Consider the following 17,060-nt stretch of genomic DNA (forward strand, 5'->3'; position numbering starts at 1 on the left):
CGCGATAATTAGGCCGCAAGAATAGCATGTCAATGCTGTTAGGAAAACGGTTGCGTAGTATTATTACCAAGGAAAATGGTTAAGGGTTAAGCCTTGTTCGGTCCATTCGATCATCCACCCTTCATGGTGCCACGCGCCTAGCACGGCTCGTTGAGCTGAGGGCGAAATCTCAGGGACTGGATGGATCGCCGGTTGGTGGGTATGGCCATGCACCAGTAAGGTCGCCTGATGGCGTTGGAGTACTTCAATAACGGCGTGTGGGTTGACGTCCATCACGGTCATGGGTTTATGCTGATTGGCCTGTTGACTGCTTTGTCGCATTTTACGGGCGATCTTAAGACGCAATGCGAGCGGTAGACGTAAGAAAAGCCATTGGACCCAAGGAGTGTGGACCTTCTTACGAAAGGCTAGGTAGCCGACATCATCGGTACAGAGTGTGTCGCCATGCATAATGACCAGGCGTTGACCAAAGCGTTCAAGGACAACCTCTTCAGGAAGTCGTTGCATACCGGCTTGTTGAGCAAAGCGTTTACCCACTAAGAAATCTCGGTTGCCATGAATAAAATAGACTGGGATAGGCAGCGCCGCGAGAGCTTGTGCGATTTGCTGATGGAGTGGGGAGGGGTCATCGTCGCCAATCCACGCTTCAAATAGGTCGCCTAAAATATAGAGTTCGCTACAGGTTAACGCTTGGTTGGCGAGAAAATGCAGAAAACCGGCAGTAATTGCCGGTTCTTCCTGACACAGATGAAGATCTGCGATAAACAGGATTCGTGACATTACTCGGTCACGATCGCTTTTTGAATCACAACATCTTCTTTAGGCACATCTTGGTGCATACCACTGCGGCCCGTTGACACTGCCTTGATTTTTTCAACTACGTCCATGCCTTCAACCACTTCAGCAAAGACACAGTAGCCCCAGCCTTGAACGCTCTCGTCACGGAAGTTCAGGAAGTCGTTATCAGCAACGTTGATAAAGAATTGTGCCGTTGCAGAGTGAGGCGCGGAAGTACGGGCCATCGCTAGCGTACCACGGGTGTTTTTTAGGCCATTGTTAGCTTCATTACGAATTTCTGCTTTGGTATTTTTTTGCTGCATACCAGGTTCAAATCCGCCGCCTTGGATCATAAAACCATTGATCACACGGTGGAAAATAGTGTTGTCGTAAAAACCTTCGCTACAGTAGCTTAAAAAGTTTTTTACTGTCTCTGGTGCTTGCTCATCAAAAGTTTTGATGACGATATCGCCAAAATTCGTTTGGAAGGTGACCATAATGATTTCCTGTCAGGGTTAAAATAACTATTCGCTGGTTTTCACCGGCAGTTTGTACCGCCGGAGGCTCTATTTTATAACATAAATTGATGCATTACGTCAGTATTGTCCAAGAGACGGTGAGAGGGCTTGCATTCATTCGCTTGAGGAATAAAAATACGGCACACTACCCAAAAGAGTCGCGACATATCATTACGGAAGAGTTACATGCTGAAAATTTTTAACACGCTAAGTCGACAAAAAGAAACTTTTACGCCAATTGATGCGGGAAAAGTTGGAATGTATGTCTGTGGCATTACGGTGTATGACCTCTGTCATATTGGGCATGGTCGGACTTTTGTGGCGTTTGATGTAATTTCACGTTATTTGCGTTATAGCGGCTACCAGCTTAATTATGTACGCAACATCACTGACGTTGATGACAAGATTATCAAACGTGCCAATGAGAATAATGAAACGATTGAACAGCTGACTGACCGGATGATTGCGGAGATGCACAAAGATTTCGCCGCACTGAATATTCTGCCGCCCGATAGCGAGCCTCGTGCTACAAAACATATCGGCGACATTATCAGCCTAACCGAAAAACTCTTGGCGCGCGGCCACGCCTATGTGGCAGATAACGGCGATGTGATGTTTGATGTGATGACCAATAAACAGTATGGCATCCTCTCTCGTCAAGATCTGGAGCAGTTACAAGCTGGGGCTCGAGTCGAGGTCGCTGAAGTCAAAAAGAACCCGATGGATTTCGTGCTGTGGAAAATGGCTAAGCCGAACGAACCGGGTTGGGATTCTCCATGGGGCGTTGGGCGTCCAGGTTGGCATATTGAATGTTCTGCGATGAATTGCCAGCAACTGGGTACACACTTTGATATTCATGGCGGAGGGTCTGATCTCATGTTCCCCCATCATGAAAACGAGATCGCGCAATCCACCTGTGCCCACGATGGTCCTTATGTTAATTACTGGATGCACTCTGGCATGGTGATGGTTGACCGAGAAAAGATGTCCAAATCCCTGGGTAACTTCTTCACCGTTCGCGATGTACTGCGCCATTTCGATGCCGAGACAGTGCGTTACTTCCTGATGTCAGGGCATTACCGTAGCCAGTTAAACTATGGTCAGGAGAATCTGGAACAAGCGCGAGCAAGTTTAGAGCGCCTCTATACCGCCTTACGTGGAACGGATCCGCATGCCACATCCATGGCCGATGCAGGCTATGAGCAGCGTTTCCGTGAAGCGATGGATGACGATTTCAACACGCCTGAAGCCTATTCTGTGCTGTTCGATTTAGCGCGGGAAGTGAACCGTTTAAAAAATGAGGATATGGCCCTAGCCCATGCGGCGGCGGCGAAACTCAGGGAATTGGGAAGCGTCCTCGGGATTTTACAACAATCACCTGAAGCCTTTTTACAGCATGGAGCGCAGGATGAAGAGGTTGCGGAGATCGAGGGACTGATTACGATGCGCAATCATGCGCGCCAAACGAAAGACTGGGCTCAAGCTGATATTGCGCGCGATAGATTAAATGCGTTAGGTATCGTTCTCGAAGACGGCCCACAAGGCACGACTTGGCGTCGTAAATAATCGTAGAAGCCATTCAAGAGAAAGTGTACTTGAATGGCTTCTGTTTCATTCCGCACTTCTCCATAGCAACGCATTCGTTATTCCGCCCGTACTTTTCGATCAATGATGTATGCCCATCAATACAAATTGTTATAGATGATGTTAATTTATGTCCTAGACCATTTCGAATATATTAATGATCGGAATGATCTTATACTCAGCAGAGGTTTTATCTCTTATTTCGTTATTTTTCTGTCGGTATACCCTTTAAGGTTATGCTGCTTTTTACAGGATTTTCTATGGATATGAATCAGTCTACCTCTCCCAAATTTAGCTGGAAAGCACTGGGGATAGCACTGCTCTATTTTTGGTTTTTCTCAACGTTTTTGCAGGTTGTGATTGTCGCGAGTGGCTATAGTGGAACAAATGGATTACGGGATTCTCTCTTATTCAGCTCGTTATGGCTGATTCCAATTTTACTTTTTCCTCGATTAACTAGAGTTTTGGCGGGACTTATCGGTGTTGTGCTGTGGACGGCATCCGTTGCAGCGCTTGGCTATTATGTTATCTATGGGCAAGAATTTTCACAAAGCGTTCTTTTCGTCATGTTCGAAACTAATGCTAACGAAGCCAGTGAATACCTAAGCCAATATTTCAGCCTGAAAATGATCGCCGTCGTAGTGGTCTATACCCTTATCGCCCTGTTATTATGGAGTCGTTTACGCCCAGTCTATCTGCCGAAAATTTGGCGCTGGGGAGTAAGCTTTGGTTTGCTTTATGGCCTAATTATCAATCCTATCGTTGTCGATACCGGCATCCATCATAAACCGCTTGATAGCACCTTGAATAACTTAGCCTCACGCATGGAACCGGCCGCGCCGTGGCAGTTTGTGACGGGATACTATCAGTATCGTCAACAGTTAACGGAGATGGACAAGCTACTTAGTAAAAATAACCAGCTGCCTCCATTAGCTAACTTAACAGACAGTTCTGGTCAGGCACCGCGTACATTAGTCCTGGTAATCGGTGAATCCACGCAACGTGGAAGAATGAGCTTGTATGGTTATCCGCGTGAGACCACACCGGGTTTAGACGAATTACATAAGACAGATCCTCGTTTGACTGTCTTTGATAATGTCGTGACTTCTCGTCCTTATACCATTGAAATATTACAACAAGCGCTGACCTTTGCCGATGAACAACATCCTGATCTCTATCTGACTCAGCCGTCATTAATGAATATGATGAAGCAGGCGGGGTATAAGACCTTTTGGATAACCAATCAGCAAACGATGACAGAACGTAATACTATGCTGACGGTATTTTCAAAACAAACCGATCAGCAATATTATATGAATCAGCAACGGACGCAGAGTGCACGGGAATACGACACGAATGTACTGGGTCCTTTCCAAAAAGTACTGAACGATCCGGCACCGAAAAAATTTATTATTATTCATTTGCTCGGTACTCACATTAAATATAAGTTCCGTTATCCAGAGAACGAGGGTGTCTTTGACGGGAATACTCAGCATCTTCCTGCAGGCTTAACGCCGGAACAGGTGGCAACCTATAATGATTATGACAGTGCTCAACACTTCAACGATAAGGTTGTGACACAGATAATTAAAGATTATCGTGCGACCGATCCGAACGGTTTCTTGTTGTACTTTTCTGATCACGGTGAAGAGGTTTACGATACCCCTCCGCACCAGACCCAAGGTCGTAATGAAGAAACCCCGACCCGGCATATGTATACAATTCCTTTCCTCGTGTGGACATCGACGTCTTGGCAAGCTGCGCACCCTCGTGACTTTTCCGCAGATATCCATCGTCAGTACAGCAGCTCACAGCTGATTCACACTTGGTCTGACCTCGCGGGGCTTAGCTATCAAGGTTATGATGCTACGCGTTCTATTGTCAGCCCTGAGTTTGTGAGAGTAACACGTTGGATTGGTAACCCTTATAAAAAGAATGGGCCAAAAGATTACGACGCTTTGCCTTTTGCAGATCAAGTTGGTAACCAATAATCCTCTTCTTCCCCCCCATACGGGGGGGATCTTTCACAAAAAATGCAGTAAGTTCCCCGACGTCTTCGACTTCGCACTTAATGTGTAACTCACATTGTTTCATTTTTTACACTGTCGTTTATAAGATAAATCTGTCTACTATGGTGTTGATTATGAAACTAATTGAATCGCCATTGGCCCTTACTGACGCGTTATTAATCGCTAAAGGCCGCCATCGCGCCTGTTACCAACATCCCGAGCACCCTGAACTCTGTGTAAAGGTCCATCTAGACCCTTATGACGATTTAGAGACGATCAGAGAGGTTCGCTATTTCAAGTGGTTACATAGACGTAAAATCAATTTGAAGGGGATTGCTGACTATCGTGGGAACTCCCCAACGACCTTGGGGATGGGGTATGTTTACGAGTTAGTACGCGACTACGACGGTCAAGTTTCGAAAACCTTAGAATACTATTTAAAAAACTTTGAGCTGACTGAACCGAGGATTAATGCACTGACTTCGGCTTATCAAGAGTTTAAGCAAACCTTTCAACGTCATTATATTTCGATGATGAATTTAAAGGCCTATAACATTGTTTATAAACGTGAAAGTGAACATTATGGCCATTTCTATCTGATTGATAATTTAGGCTCAGCTAATTTACTACCGCTCAGTTATTTTTTTAAATCGATCGCGACGCGTATGCTCCAGAGGAAATTTATACGTTTTGAATCTTTGGTTCAAGAGCGCTATCATTTTTCAATTAATTCATGATGCTTAGGGAGCAAGCTCCCTATCTCTGCACGATTCATCGTGGAGATTAATCGGCCTAATTCATGGCGTGATACTAAAATTGATAATTATTGAGAGATTTCGTTCTTTCAATATATGCTTTTATTAAGTATGTATTTTTATCAGTGTAGAGGGCAAGCTTGCTATTTCATCTAAATAAGCTTAGGCCAAGCAAGCTTGATCGATAAAATTTTGACAATGCCTTTCTGATGCCGCCATAGCGTTTATAAAAAGAGTGTAGGTGTGGAACTGTTCTTTTCGTTTCCAAGCATTCTCTGATAGGAGATGATATTGTTTTTCTTGCTCTTTTTTTATGAGAAAGGTAAATCATGCAATTTTGCACAGCAGCTGACATCTTCTTCTGATAGCAACTCTCTAATGTTTATTCTTTGAAATAATCGCCATCCTTTTTTGCAGCGTAAGTGTTTAAGGAAAAAACCAGGGTGAGTAACAGTAATATATTTTTCATCTCCTGGAATTCTCTAAAAAATGGACTCTTTGCCATTCACCTTTGTCAGAAGAAAGCTTGGCGCTATGAAGTATCAGGTTTATCACTTTATCAATCTCATTTTTTCTAAAAATGAGTATCATTGAGATTGCTAACCGGCCTTGATATTTCATATCAGTTAATACTTCTTTAAGTGGAGGTTTTAATTTGTCCAGGTCGTGCAACAAGGGATTTTATATTGATGATAAAATCTTTGTGAATCATTGCTGTAATGAAGGTGAGTTTTTTCGAAAAGCTGTATTTATTGAATTTCTGTAATCGCTCCAATAATATCTCTATTTTTCTCGACACATTCTTGTGCTGAGCAATGACTTTTTTTTAACTCCTTTTGCTATTTTTTTCTTTCTTTACACTAATATCTTAAGAGGTTAAGTCACTTATCACTTCAAGCTCAGTACGATATTTTAAGTCATAGCCTCTGCCTAGGGTGACCTTAGAACCAAACTTCGAATATTGTGCGGCGTTACCAGGCCAGTGAATTTTTCTAAAATAATACTGGCTGTGGGGGATATTATCTCCCTCAGCCATGTAGGTAAGCATTCCTTTATTTTTTTTTAATCGCAACGGTCTTCCTTAGTAAAAATGATTCATCCTCTCGTTCCATTTTTCGAGTGGAATTTTTTTTACCTATATAGGTTATTTTATCGCGCTACCCTATGGCACATTGGGTTAACGTGATATTGAGGGAATAACTCACATCAAGAATAATATTAGCGTAAATATCGATCGAGCAGACTGACTGAGCCTTGACCAAAATCAATCTTTATTCTGGTGCCTAGCGGCAAGGTGAGCATGGGGTGGGTATGGCAACAATCGAAGCCGTTTACGACTGGCAGTTTTTGATCGCCAAGGACTTCTCTAAGTACATCGATAGGCTGTCGACCGCTGCCTGCTGGATCAAAGCGTTCATGCTTTCCTAAGATAATTGCACTGACTTTATCGAAGATACCGCTGAGCTTGAGGTGGGAGAACGAACGTTCGACGGTAGCAATATTTTTTAGACTATCCTCAATAAACAGAATATCGCCCTGAACAATATCCGGCATCCAAGGTGTGCCAAATATCCCCGATAAGGTATTTAAGTTTCCTCCGATGACACGTCCTTGCACAACGCCACTGCCCATAAATGCGCACTGATTTTTATAAACCGCCTTACCTCGCTCTGCGTCGATATGATCCCAATTTAACCGCTCGTCAGTCCAGTATTCTGGTAGCGCATAGCGATAGGGCAGGCTGGGCTGATTAAGGCAAACCGTATGGAAACTTTGGTAAGTATGCTCCACCAGTGGCGCTAGCTCGCCGAAGGAAGCCACTAGCGCCGGGCCATAAAAAGTGATTAGGCCAGTCTTAGCATAGATGCCCGCCAAGAGGGCGGTGACATCTGAATAGCCGATAATAATTTTGGGATCTTGGCGCAATGCATCGTAGTCAATATAGGGGAGCAGGGCGTTGCTATTATTACCGCCGATGGTAGACATGATACAACGTACGTTGGGATCACGAATAAGCTGATTTAACTCGTCGGCACGATCTTGAATGGTTCCGGAACGATAAAAATCTGCTTGTTCCGTAAGCCTGCCTGCCTGTAACACAAAGCCTTTCTGCTGCAAAAACCGTTTAGCGCGTTTAAAACGCTCCGGCGCGGTTACGGTCACGGGAGAAGAGGGTGAAAAAAAACCGATAGTCTCGCCTAACGATAATCGCGGTGCGAGTAATGGAGAGGGAACAGACACAGTTAACTCCTCGACGCCATCTAATGATTGGTTAACCCTATAGCAGGCCGCGATGGCTGTAAATATCTGATTTTTGGTAAGAGGAGGTTTTCCCGAGGTGGGTAATGATTCGACAATGATCGTGCTACTCTTCAGTTTATTATACACTAGCCTTCAGCATGGATTTTTCACCCTAGGATTTTGTATGTCTTTGAATAAGCTTTTGCATTCACCCTTAGCGGCTGGGGTTTTACTGATAATCACCTCGTTTGCCGCCATTATTCTCTGTAATACAGGCGGCGAAGAGATTTATGCTTCCTTCGTTCACAGCTCGGTTGCCGGCGTACCGGTTGAAAAATTCGTTAACGATGTCTTGATGAGCTTATTCTTTTTGATGGTGGGCCTAGAGATCAAACGCGAGTTTTTAACCGGACAACTCGCCGAATGGTCACAGCGTATCCTGCCGGGGGCTGCGGCAGTGGGCGGTATGATCGTTCCTGCCGCAATTTATTTATTAATTAACCGCGAAAATCATCAAACTTTATCCGGGTGGGCCATCCCATCGGCGACTGATATTGCTTTCTCTTTGGGGATATTATCGTTACTGGGCAGTAAGGTGCCGACCTCCTTAAAAGTCTTCTTAGCTGCACTCGCCATTATTGATGATTTAGGGGCAGTGATCATCATCGCGTTGTTTTATACCGCTGGGATAAATATCGAAATGCTGAGCGGTGCACTTATCACCACTATCGTATTGATAGTGCTTAATCGCCGTGGGGTGATTGCCTTACCCGTCTATTTAGCATTAGGCGTCGTATTATGGTATTTCATCTATCAGTCCGGTATTCATGCAACGGTTGCAGGCGTGATTCTGGCACTTTGTATTCCGCACTCAGGACATAAACTGGGCCAAACGTCACCGCTGCTGAAAGTAGAGCACCGGCTTGCACCTTGGGTGAGTTTCTTAATTATCCCGATTTTTGGTTTCGTTAATGCCGGTGTCAGTTTCGTCCATGCTACCGCTGATCAACTCTTTAGTGCCGTACCATTAGGCATAATGCTTGGCTTATTTATCGGTAAGCAGCTAGGTATTGGGCTTATTTCATTCTTGCTGATCCGTTTGGGTGTTGCACAGTTACCGAAAGGGGCGACAAACCTCCAGTTCTATGGGGTAGCAATACTATGCGGGATTGGTTTTACGATGAGCTTGTTTATTGGCGGCCTTGCCTTCCCGAATGATCCCTTATTACTGGATGAAGTGAAAATCGGGGTATTGGGTGGGTCGTTATTATCGGCACTGGTTGGTGTGGGACTGCTTAGAATGGCTTACCGACGTAAAGAAACGGCTTAACATGCAGGGGGGCTGATAGTGATTGGCCTCTTCTTTCAAGCCTCTAATGCTGTGATTTACACCACAAACCGCAGGCACGACAAAGCAAGATAATATCGTCAGAAGGTGAAATATCCGTCACCATAGCATGCTTTAACGTTGGTATCCCCAACAGCTGTTCAATATTTCGCATCATGGTGTCAGCCATAGGGAAAATAGCACGAATAAATCCGCTGGAAAGTTTACCGTGATGAGAATGTGTGAAATCACTGGTTTTGAACAACGAGTTTAACCTTCTTGCCCCACAGGCTGTGACTTTTGTACTCTTACATAGCTGGCATGTTTGCATCATAGTTACCCCTGCCGATAACCTTAGTTGAATAAAAAATTATTGCCAGATTTATGTAATCTAAATTTGATTGTCAGCACGGATCCTCAAAGGAGGAGGTGCTTACTACCTTTCAAAAGGGAAAGAGGCGCTGTCTAAGGCGACACAAAACCTGTAATAACGGCCTTATATAAGTGCAATTAATACTCGTTTTTCTCACCAGGAGCTGGGACAGACAGTGGTGTAGCTAAGGTTCCCGCGTATGTCAGGACCAACACGGTATCTTGCTTCGGATCGGTGGCAATACCTCGGTGATACTGATTAACCGATTCTGCGAAAGCTTCACCTTGTTTATAGACTTTCTTTTCGCCCGTTTTTTGATCTTCAAGCGTCAATTGGCCTTGTACAACGTATCCGGCATTAGGAGTAACGTGTTTATGCCAAGGTAGTGCATGACCTTTTTCTATATGCAGTTTGATCACGGTGAGTTGCGGAGTACCTTGCGGATAGGATTTATATATTGTTCCGTTCCATGAGTGATCGGATTGAACTAAAACCTGTTTTTCACCTGATTCGACGGGATATTTTTGGCTATCATTCTGCGCAGCATTCACCACCCAAGGCGAGAATAACGATAATACGAGTAGGCTGTTAAGTGACTTTCTCATGTTTAACTCCATGCGGTATACGTAACAATAAAGATAGGCAAATATGAGAAGTAGTCGAGTGAAGTTAATTGACAATTTATCGTTAACGATTTCATTGAAATAGAAATAGGGTCAGCTTCGAATATTCTTCTAAATGTTGAGTGTAAAAATGGGGAAGCAGTTAGAAATGGTTAAATGATGTGTAGAATATGGCTGGCCCAGAGTACCTCACTGGTGATGCACTTCAGGAAATCCCTTTCGCCTTTTATCACGACTTAACTCGTGAACCATTCTGCTCGGGAATTATGTTAATTACCGCTTTGTATCTGCAACTGATAAGCGTATCTTTTAACTAATGTCTTAGTTATGTGGAAGAGTCATGCGGAACGTCAAAAACAAGCAATTTTCCTTAAGTCGTCGAATACGAAGACGTCAGCGGATAATGCATCGCCTATTAACTCGAGACACCGCATCCCTTAAAATTTTACTCTTGTCGGCCATAGTGGGGAGTCTGGTGGGGGGGTTAGGAGTAGGGTTTGCCAAGGCAGTAGATTTTATCACCTTTCATCGAGAGCAATTTTTAGCAGGGAAGAGTGGCGAACCTTGGCTGTGGGTGTTGTTCGCCTTCGGGCTCTCTTTTTTAATGGGCGGAATGGGTTACTTTTTGGTGAAGAAATTTGCTCCAGAAGCTTCGGGTTCTGGAATCCCGGAAATTGAGGGCGCACTTGAAGAATTAAGGCCTGTGCGCTGGTGGCGAGTCTTACCGGTCAAATTTTTTGGCGGTTTGATGACCTTAAGCTCAGGGATGGTGTTAGGCAGAGAAGGGCCGACCATTCAAATGGGCGGTAACCTTGGGCAAATGGTGTTTGATTTCTTTAGGATGAAGGATAAAGAGACGCGCCACAGTTTACTTGCTGTGGGCGCCGCAGCGGGCCTTACCGCAGCGTTTAATGCTCCGTTGGCTGGGATTCTGTTTATTATCGAGGAGATGCGGGCGCAGTTTCGCTACAACTTAATCTCGATCAAAGCCGTCTTTATTGGGGTGATTTGCGCGACGATTATGTATCGACTGTTTAATAGCGATCAGCCAATTCTCGATTTAGGTAAACTCGGGCAAGCCAGTACGGCGAGTTTATGGTTATTTCTTCTACTGGGTCTAGTAGTCGGTGGGATAGGTTACTTATTTAATAAGCTGATCTTTATTATCCAGGACGTGTTTCGCGCACTCTGTGGGCAGCGACTCGTATTAAGCGTTTCGATTGGTGCAGTGATCGCTGGTCTGTGCGGAGTCACCGCGCTTTTTTTTCCCGCCGTGGTGGGAGGTGGACATATGTTGATCCCCCAAGCCGCGCTAGGGTTATTCTCCCTCCAGTCGCTACTGCTGATTTTTGTGCTTAGGATTTTCACCACCATTATTTGCTTCTCGTCTGGTGCACCCGGCGGTATTTTTGCACCCATGTTAGCGTTAGGGACCTTGATAGGCAGCGCTTTCGGCATGGTTGCCCACCATTTTTTTCCATTTTATCACCTACAAATCTCAGTGTTTGCGATTGCAGGAATGGGCGCACTATTAGCGGCCTCAGTCCGTGCCCCGCTTACCGGTATCGTCTTGGTCCTCGAGATGACCGATAATTATCAAATCATTTTAGCGATGATCATTACGTGTTTAGGCGCGACCCTGATGGCGCAGTTGCTAGGCGGCAAACCGCTCTATTCTGCAATTTTAGCCAGGACCTTAGCCAATGCGGAAGCCGTCGCAGAAAAAGTGAGTCACCAATCGGTGAGGTAGAGGCTACAAGCGCTTTTATTTATCTGATCCTATCGATCTGCTGAGAGGGAACTTAGCCGATGAGTGAGGAGCATGTCGCTAGGGGGATCGTTTTAGATAACAAAGCCATTTTTTTTAAAGGCTGCAGTGCGGCCATTTAATGGGGTATCAGTCAGCTCACCTTTGACCTTCTACCCACGATCAATACGACACGAAAAACACCCTTGTTTTGCATTGTGCGCCAGGATGAACGCAACCTTATCATTACCTAACAGTGACAATATCTGTTTTTTTGCCTCGCCTGGCTGTGCAAGGGTGGCTTCGATAAGCGTGTCTCGACTGTTGAATCCCCGCAGCGAGAGTATCCTGTTCTTCATGACTTCGGGCAGGATATTTTGATAAATACCCGCCTCCCATTGACCTTCCCAGATAAAAATAGCATGTGAGCCTTTATAGGGCGATTGGGTATCAAGATAGGTGTAGTTAAACAATAACGAAGTCTCACCGATAGGGATATCGCGTAACGTGATACGGTCTGGGAAGCTTGGGGGAGTCGTCAACGCTAATATTTTTGAGCGTATCTTCATTAAGCTCGTTTAGCATGTTCTCAATATCACGCTTTACGTTCTTATGCTCTTTAGGTGATAGGGTGAATGTTGGTCATTTATTAATAAAGACAGTGGGCTTAATTTTGAGCCACATTATCCCTCCTCAATTTTGAGGCGGGTTCTAAATGTGTGTTAAATGCGTAATTGCACGTTACTTGGATCCCCTTTCGCTTTTTAGTTGATCAGCCATTTGCAGATTACTTGGAGACCTCCAACAAAAAAACCGATTAAATCATCGGCTACTCACTTGAGTGCATGACGATTCATAGCGTCAGGTTTTATCTAAGTCATTTTGAGCGGTTTTGAGTCGGTAAGCCGTAGGATAATTGTTAGGAATTACGCCCCAGAATGGCTCTGAGGGCGTTTGAGCGGTGCGCGTAAGAGGAGCTTATGTTAAATTCAGTCTACTCAATTTATTCAATATCGATTTTAAGGCCGATATTTCTAAAATAAATATTAGACATACTGCTAGGGGGGGGAATATGGCTTTGTACGGGAAATTTGTTTTAAACAATGAGGAATATTCATCTTTAAATTTTCCCAGCATTGGTTCTTTTTTGGCTTTTTCAGGAAATGGGAAGTATCGGAACAAAGGTGGTTGTGGAATGATAGTTAATGTAGGTCCATTACCTGCAGGATTATACTATATCGTTGACCGCCCTTCTGGAAGCTGGTTTAACAGTATGAGGGCTCTTGCTATAGATACATTTAAAAGTACTTTCATGTATCACGTAGATCACTCGGAATGGTTTGCTTTATACCGTTCCGATGGAAAAATTAACGACACAATATTTTTTAATGGTGTGTCTAGAGGTGGTTTTAGACTCCATCCAGGTCAAGTTTCTGATGGGTGTATAACCCTAGCTAGGCAACCAGAATTCAATCGTTTAAGAATCGCATTGTTGCGAACGTCAAAAATTCCAGTTCCAGGCACTAATTTGAAAGCATACGGTACTATAGAGGTTATTACTTATGGCAACACTAGCCCGTAAAATTGGAAAAATTATTTTTTTTCTACTGATTATGGCGGTTATTGGTAGGTTTTTAGGTGATCCGTATGGCTGGGTTAATCATGATTTTGGTTATTGGGTTGTTCAAAAACTATATGGAGGTAATGATGCTGGGGTCGAGAATGTTGAGAACGTTTTTTTCTTCATAAGCTTCATTTTTTTAATAGTTATCACAACTATCCTCTATGCATTAATCATGCGGATTATCCAGCGATTTAGATGAAGTTTACTTAGTAAAATACTCTTTCCCGAATCTTTTAACTTTAAGAGTACTCACGCCTTCTAATGCGCATGATAGCTATTTTATCATGCATATCAGAGCGCCTTATGTTAAATCCATAAGATATTACATATCTTCAAAGTGATTATTAAAAATGGATCTAAATTGTATTGGGTTTTTTATATTAGGGATTGGTGTAAGAGTGCCGCCGGTACCTTTAACGATGATAGAGCCGTAGTTAAATATAAGACCTAATACGCTCTGATGTATCCCTAGGTTTTCAACCTTTTCAAGCCTAAGTTCTACGGTGTTACGCTATATTAATCCGACCTTAGCGATAATCCTTTGGTTTGTTAAAGCCAGTTCTGTTGACCAGACTCTTAAAACTACAGGGATGATAATTAATAATCCTAAACCATAGAATGCCAATAATATTACACCGAGCAAAATGGCGAGAATTGTTGGTATCCATGATACTTGCGCTCGATTGATTATATTTTCATTTTTGGTTAGTGATTGGTTTACATAGCTTGCCATCTACAATTCATCCATTGATTTTAAAATCAGGATGTTACCAATTATTAACAAAACGATAATAAAAACCTAATACCCCCGTGGTGGGTATATAAAAAATTACGGGGAGCGTAGCGACCTTCGTCTAGCTTTTTTCTTGTTTGTCTTACCCTGCAAAAGGTTTGATTGTATGGGCGTAGTGTCAGACTTCTGCAATCTCCATCGTAACTTCTGTTGGAGGTGTCCAAATAATTTGCCAATTCCTGATCAAGTAAAATGCGAAAGGGTGAACAAGTAAATGTAAATACCCATTAAAGGTAAAGCTGCCGCCTGATTTGTCGGTAGGTCTTTCATATGTACTTACGATAGTTTCGTAGGCCATCACCGAAGCTACGGAAATAGCTTCAACTCTCTTTAGGCCGGATTTGAAATCATCGCTGCTCACTCACACTTTATTATAAATATAGAAAAATACGTTAGTTCAGTTGGTTCAGTTGGTTCAATTTGTAATGACGATTGTTTTAATTAGTATTTTTCACAAAAAGTGAACCAACCAAAATGCGTTTTGAACCAACATTGAATATGAGTGAACCAACATTATCACGGCTTATTTTCTGTCTTACATTGTCTTACAGTGGTAAGGTTACTCACTATCTCCCTTTGCTGGCGGTCATTATGAGTAAATCACTGTCCGTTACTTTTCGCGTTCCTGCTAAGCTGGTCGAATCATTTACTAATGCTGTGAGTGAGTCCGGCACTGATAAAACTGCGTGGCTCATTGACGCTATACGCCACAAACTCAGCCAACCAGATAGTAATCCCGATCACCGAATGATTGCCCTAGTAGAGCGCATGGAAACGGCGGCTGCGGCGTTGATTGGTGGTAAGCAAGGTATTCCCCCGCATCCATACAATGAGGCGGCTGTACTTCAAGTGGTGTCAGATACCATAAAGCAGGGGCTTGATAATGGGCGTGTGATTGCTCAAAGGATTAACGAGGCCGGTTATCAGACTAGGGCAGGCAAGGCATGGGATAAGGACATCTACAGCGCGTGGAAGCGACAAAAGGACACCGCTACGAAAATAGCGGCGGTCTTAGGGGGTAATTAGTGAGAATCTTCCCGCATAGCTTTATTTGATCTAATGAACTGCTGGCCTAGTACCTTTACTCGGTCGCCGTTGATGCTTGATTGATAGCGGTCGAGATGAACGCTAAAACTCCCACATAGAAAGGCACTGGCGGTAAGTGGTGCTAGTATGAGTAGTGCGATTGGCTTTGTTTTTAACTTCATGCTGCTTCACCTCGGTCTATCGTAGCGATGACTTGATAAATCCTTGCTTCTTTAAGCGATTCCCTATATTCAAAGAAATTGAATATCTCAGGGTGTGGTGTCATTCGTTTTTGCTCTACAAGGTCAGCCAATGCCTCAATATCTCTCCAGTAAATGCTTATGATGCTCTTGCATAAATTCAATGATCTGAGATATATCTTTCGCTGTAGTCAGATTGCCAATATGCCTTTTTTTGAACCAATTCTAGTGCCTTGGATATTTCCTTACTGTCTGACTTAGCCGTCTTAGTCATTAAGTGTTCGATGCTTGCCCTGTGTAAACAGATTCCGCTGCCGCCCCCGCTATCATTACTGATAGCATTGCTTTTGGTCTGGTGTGAGTCCATCTTCATGCCACAAGCTATGCAGACACGCGGCTGTACAGTCGGTGTATTCCTTGCCATTACTAGATGTAATTACTCTATTTTCGTCAGCAAGCCCGATCTCAATAAAAGATGCCCCCCCATAAATAGGCTAGGAGCGCATGACCCGCCTCATGTATGGATCTAAACCTTTCCCATTTAGGTTGTTGTTGCTGCTCTTTGTTCTCCATTACTTAGCCATGTCCTGCAATGCCTTAGCCATGTGCCGGGCGATAACGTGGATTATTGGGGCGACATTAAGAGGTGATTTGCTGCGTTCTTCGCGCTGAATCGCTTGCAGTGCTTCGATTTGCTCACGACTCAGTAAAACAGGCTTTAGTTATGATTTAGTCATGGTGATTATTCTCTACATTGGTTATTTATACAGCCATTATAATTTTAATTATTGAAATGATTAATATATTTATGCCGATTTATGAAACGATTGTTTAATGGTAAGGATCGAATTAGTAGATCAAGTTAATAAGCCGCTAGGCTGCGGCTTGCGTAGGTTTATGGCTTGATTCTGAATACTTTCCCGTTGGGTTTGGCTATCCCCATGCAGTGCTGTGTGGCGGTGGCCTATCCAAGTTTTAACGGTCGACTTTTAGCTGTTATCCGAAGGGGGGGATTATGCCCCAAAATGATATTGGGGCTTTAGAGTGGATTTATAATGGAAATTATTCTTCAAAAAAATCATAGATAAGATCGTTAAGTATAAACACCATAAAAATTTTTAGTTAAACTTGAAATTATTATAATAATTTATTCTTGATGCATATTTTTTTATGATGCACATATCATATATGCTTCCATAAAACCCCGTATCTTTTTCATAAACATCAGCTTCTGTAATACATTCTGAATCAATCCATAATTCCCATTTTTTTTTCGATGAAAAGAGATCGTTATTAAGAACGGTGAAGTTAGTTACGAATTTTTTTTCACTCTTTATTTTTTTCAATAGGTTTTTAAAACTTTTTTCATATTGCTTTTTTAAAATGGCTGATTCTTCAGAAAAGCATGAATAAGTATCATTAGTCAAGGATTTAGAAGAGCATTTGTCCATAATATCCTCTGC

General features: G+C 43.3%; 17 protein-coding genes and 1 pseudogene. 8 read left to right on the forward strand and 10 right to left on the reverse strand.

What is annotated here, in order from left to right:
• Positions 1–63 precede the first annotated feature (63 nt).
• Positions 64–780: a UDP-2,3-diacylglucosamine diphosphatase gene (locus MKR94_RS03205; RefSeq protein ID WP_241645431.1), complete on the reverse strand. Its 717-nt coding sequence runs from the start codon at positions 778–780 to the stop codon at positions 64–66.
• Positions 780–1,274: a peptidylprolyl isomerase B gene (ppiB, locus tag MKR94_RS03210; protein WP_048911738.1), complete on the reverse strand. Its 495-nt coding sequence runs from the start codon at positions 1,272–1,274 to the stop codon at positions 780–782. Before ppiB ends, MKR94_RS03205 begins: the two co-directional genes overlap by 1 nt.
• A gap of 207 nt (positions 1,275–1,481) precedes the next feature.
• Here ppiB and cysS point away from each other — a divergent pair, with 207 nt between their 5' ends.
• The 3 genes from cysS (at position 1,482) to MKR94_RS03225 (ending at position 5,625) form a co-directional block, all read left to right on the forward strand.
• The gene (gene cysS / locus MKR94_RS03215; RefSeq protein WP_241645432.1) at positions 1,482–2,861 is read left to right on the forward strand and encodes a cysteine--tRNA ligase; all 1,380 of its coding nucleotides are present in this window, start codon (positions 1,482–1,484) and stop codon (positions 2,859–2,861) included.
• A gap of 278 nt (positions 2,862–3,139) precedes the next feature.
• The gene (locus MKR94_RS03220; RefSeq protein ID WP_241645433.1) at positions 3,140–4,870 is read left to right on the forward strand and encodes a phosphoethanolamine transferase CptA; all 1,731 of its coding nucleotides are present in this window, start codon (positions 3,140–3,142) and stop codon (positions 4,868–4,870) included.
• 152 nt (positions 4,871–5,022) lie between these two features.
• Complete coding sequence (locus MKR94_RS03225) at positions 5,023–5,625, forward strand: YrbL family protein (protein ID WP_241645434.1); 603 nt, start codon at positions 5,023–5,025, stop codon at positions 5,623–5,625.
• Positions 5,626–6,511: 886 nt separating this feature from the next.
• Here MKR94_RS03225 and MKR94_RS03230 read toward each other — a convergent pair.
• Together MKR94_RS03230 and MKR94_RS03235 are read right to left on the reverse strand one after the other, a co-directional pair.
• Complete coding sequence (locus MKR94_RS03230; protein WP_241645435.1) at positions 6,512–6,715, reverse strand: lysozyme family protein; 204 nt, start codon at positions 6,713–6,715, stop codon at positions 6,512–6,514.
• A gap of 146 nt (positions 6,716–6,861) precedes the next feature.
• A complete protein-coding gene (locus MKR94_RS03235; RefSeq protein WP_241645436.1) occupies positions 6,862–7,884 on the reverse strand; it encodes a S66 family peptidase in 1,023 nt (340 codons plus the stop codon).
• Between the two features lie 184 nt (positions 7,885–8,068).
• Here MKR94_RS03235 and nhaA point away from each other — a divergent pair, with 184 nt between their 5' ends.
• On the forward strand, positions 8,069–9,214 hold the full coding sequence (nhaA, locus tag MKR94_RS03240) for a Na+/H+ antiporter NhaA (RefSeq protein WP_241645437.1): 1,146 nt from the start codon (positions 8,069–8,071) through the stop codon (positions 9,212–9,214).
• A gap of 43 nt (positions 9,215–9,257) precedes the next feature.
• Here nhaA and MKR94_RS03245 read toward each other — a convergent pair whose 3' ends face one another.
• On the reverse strand, positions 9,258–9,545 hold the full coding sequence (locus MKR94_RS03245; protein WP_241645438.1) for a hypothetical protein: 288 nt from the start codon (positions 9,543–9,545) through the stop codon (positions 9,258–9,260).
• A gap of 176 nt (positions 9,546–9,721) precedes the next feature.
• Positions 9,722–10,189 carry a cupin domain-containing protein gene (locus MKR94_RS03250; protein WP_241645439.1) on the reverse strand — a complete coding sequence of 156 codons (468 nt, stop codon included), beginning with the start codon at positions 10,187–10,189 and terminating at the stop codon, positions 9,722–9,724.
• Positions 10,190–10,547: 358 nt separating this feature from the next.
• Here MKR94_RS03250 and clcA point away from each other — a divergent pair, with 358 nt between their 5' ends.
• Entirely contained in the window at positions 10,548–11,957 is a 1,410-nt protein-coding gene (clcA, locus tag MKR94_RS03255; RefSeq protein ID WP_241645440.1) for a H(+)/Cl(-) exchange transporter ClcA, read from the forward strand.
• 170 nt (positions 11,958–12,127) lie between these two features.
• Here the strand turns inward: clcA and MKR94_RS03260 are convergent, their stop codons facing one another.
• On the reverse strand, positions 12,128–12,523 hold the full coding sequence (locus tag MKR94_RS03260) for a DUF1203 domain-containing protein (RefSeq protein WP_241645441.1): 396 nt from the start codon (positions 12,521–12,523) through the stop codon (positions 12,128–12,130).
• A 503-nt stretch (positions 12,524–13,026) separates the two neighbouring features.
• On the opposite strand from MKR94_RS03260, the gene MKR94_RS03265 reads away from it, so the two are divergent.
• Positions 13,027–13,536 (forward strand): DUF2778 domain-containing protein, encoded by a 510-nt coding sequence (locus MKR94_RS03265; RefSeq protein WP_241645442.1) that lies wholly within the window; start codon positions 13,027–13,029, stop codon positions 13,534–13,536.
• Positions 13,517–13,777: a hypothetical protein gene (locus MKR94_RS03270; protein WP_241596542.1), complete on the forward strand. Its 261-nt coding sequence runs from the start codon at positions 13,517–13,519 to the stop codon at positions 13,775–13,777. The genes MKR94_RS03265 and MKR94_RS03270 overlap by 20 nt, the downstream gene beginning before the upstream one ends.
• 123 nt (positions 13,778–13,900) lie before the next feature.
• Here MKR94_RS03270 and MKR94_RS03275 read toward each other — a convergent pair.
• Both MKR94_RS03275 and MKR94_RS03280 read right to left on the reverse strand, forming a co-directional pair.
• A pseudogene (locus MKR94_RS03275) lies at positions 13,901–14,077 on the reverse strand (PH domain-containing protein); the annotation flags it as partial.
• A 12-nt stretch (positions 14,078–14,089) separates the two neighbouring features.
• Positions 14,090–14,311: a hypothetical protein gene (locus MKR94_RS03280; RefSeq protein WP_241645443.1), complete on the reverse strand. Its 222-nt coding sequence runs from the start codon at positions 14,309–14,311 to the stop codon at positions 14,090–14,092.
• Positions 14,312–14,962: 651 nt separating this feature from the next.
• On the opposite strand from MKR94_RS03280, the gene MKR94_RS03285 reads away from it, so the two are divergent.
• Entirely contained in the window at positions 14,963–15,397 is a 435-nt protein-coding gene (locus MKR94_RS03285) for a hypothetical protein (protein ID WP_241645612.1), read from the forward strand.
• Between the two features lie 1,318 nt (positions 15,398–16,715).
• Here the strand turns inward: MKR94_RS03285 and MKR94_RS03290 are convergent.
• Positions 16,716–17,060: lysozyme inhibitor LprI family protein (locus tag MKR94_RS03290; protein ID WP_241645444.1), on the reverse strand; the 345-nt coding region annotated here is incomplete at its 5' end.

The sequence above is a fragment of the Rosenbergiella metrosideri genome, assembly GCF_022602565.1.
Classification (GTDB): Bacteria; Pseudomonadota; Gammaproteobacteria; order Enterobacterales; family Enterobacteriaceae; genus Rosenbergiella; species Rosenbergiella metrosideri.

What these genes read in the sequence shown, in the direction of transcription:
- MKR94_RS03280 (WP_241645443.1), bottom strand. Translation starts at nt 14,311, where the DNA reads ATGGCAAGCTATGTAAACCAATCACTAACCAAAAATGAAAATATAATC.
- MKR94_RS03225 (WP_241645434.1), top strand. Translation starts at nt 5,023, where the DNA reads ATGAAACTAATTGAATCGCCATTGGCCCTTACTGACGCGTTATTAATC.
- MKR94_RS03220 (WP_241645433.1), top strand. Translation starts at nt 3,140, where the DNA reads ATGGATATGAATCAGTCTACCTCTCCCAAATTTAGCTGGAAAGCACTG.
- nhaA (WP_241645437.1), top strand. Translation starts at nt 8,069, where the DNA reads ATGTCTTTGAATAAGCTTTTGCATTCACCCTTAGCGGCTGGGGTTTTA.
- ppiB (WP_048911738.1), bottom strand. Translation starts at nt 1,274, where the DNA reads ATGGTCACCTTCCAAACGAATTTTGGCGATATCGTCATCAAAACTTTT.
- MKR94_RS03205 (WP_241645431.1), bottom strand. Translation starts at nt 780, where the DNA reads ATGTCACGAATCCTGTTTATCGCAGATCTTCATCTGTGTCAGGAAGAA.
- MKR94_RS03265 (WP_241645442.1), top strand. Translation starts at nt 13,027, where the DNA reads ATGGCTTTGTACGGGAAATTTGTTTTAAACAATGAGGAATATTCATCT.
- MKR94_RS03250 (WP_241645439.1), bottom strand. Translation starts at nt 10,189, where the DNA reads ATGAGAAAGTCACTTAACAGCCTACTCGTATTATCGTTATTCTCGCCT.
- MKR94_RS03260 (WP_241645441.1), bottom strand. Translation starts at nt 12,523, where the DNA reads ATGAAGATACGCTCAAAAATATTAGCGTTGACGACTCCCCCAAGCTTC.
- MKR94_RS03270 (WP_241596542.1), top strand. Translation starts at nt 13,517, where the DNA reads ATGGCAACACTAGCCCGTAAAATTGGAAAAATTATTTTTTTTCTACTG.
- MKR94_RS03245 (WP_241645438.1), bottom strand. Translation starts at nt 9,545, where the DNA reads ATGATGCAAACATGCCAGCTATGTAAGAGTACAAAAGTCACAGCCTGT.
- cysS (WP_241645432.1), top strand. Translation starts at nt 1,482, where the DNA reads ATGCTGAAAATTTTTAACACGCTAAGTCGACAAAAAGAAACTTTTACG.
- clcA (WP_241645440.1), top strand. Translation starts at nt 10,548, where the DNA reads ATGCGGAACGTCAAAAACAAGCAATTTTCCTTAAGTCGTCGAATACGA.
- MKR94_RS03285 (WP_241645612.1), top strand. Translation starts at nt 14,963, where the DNA reads ATGAGTAAATCACTGTCCGTTACTTTTCGCGTTCCTGCTAAGCTGGTC.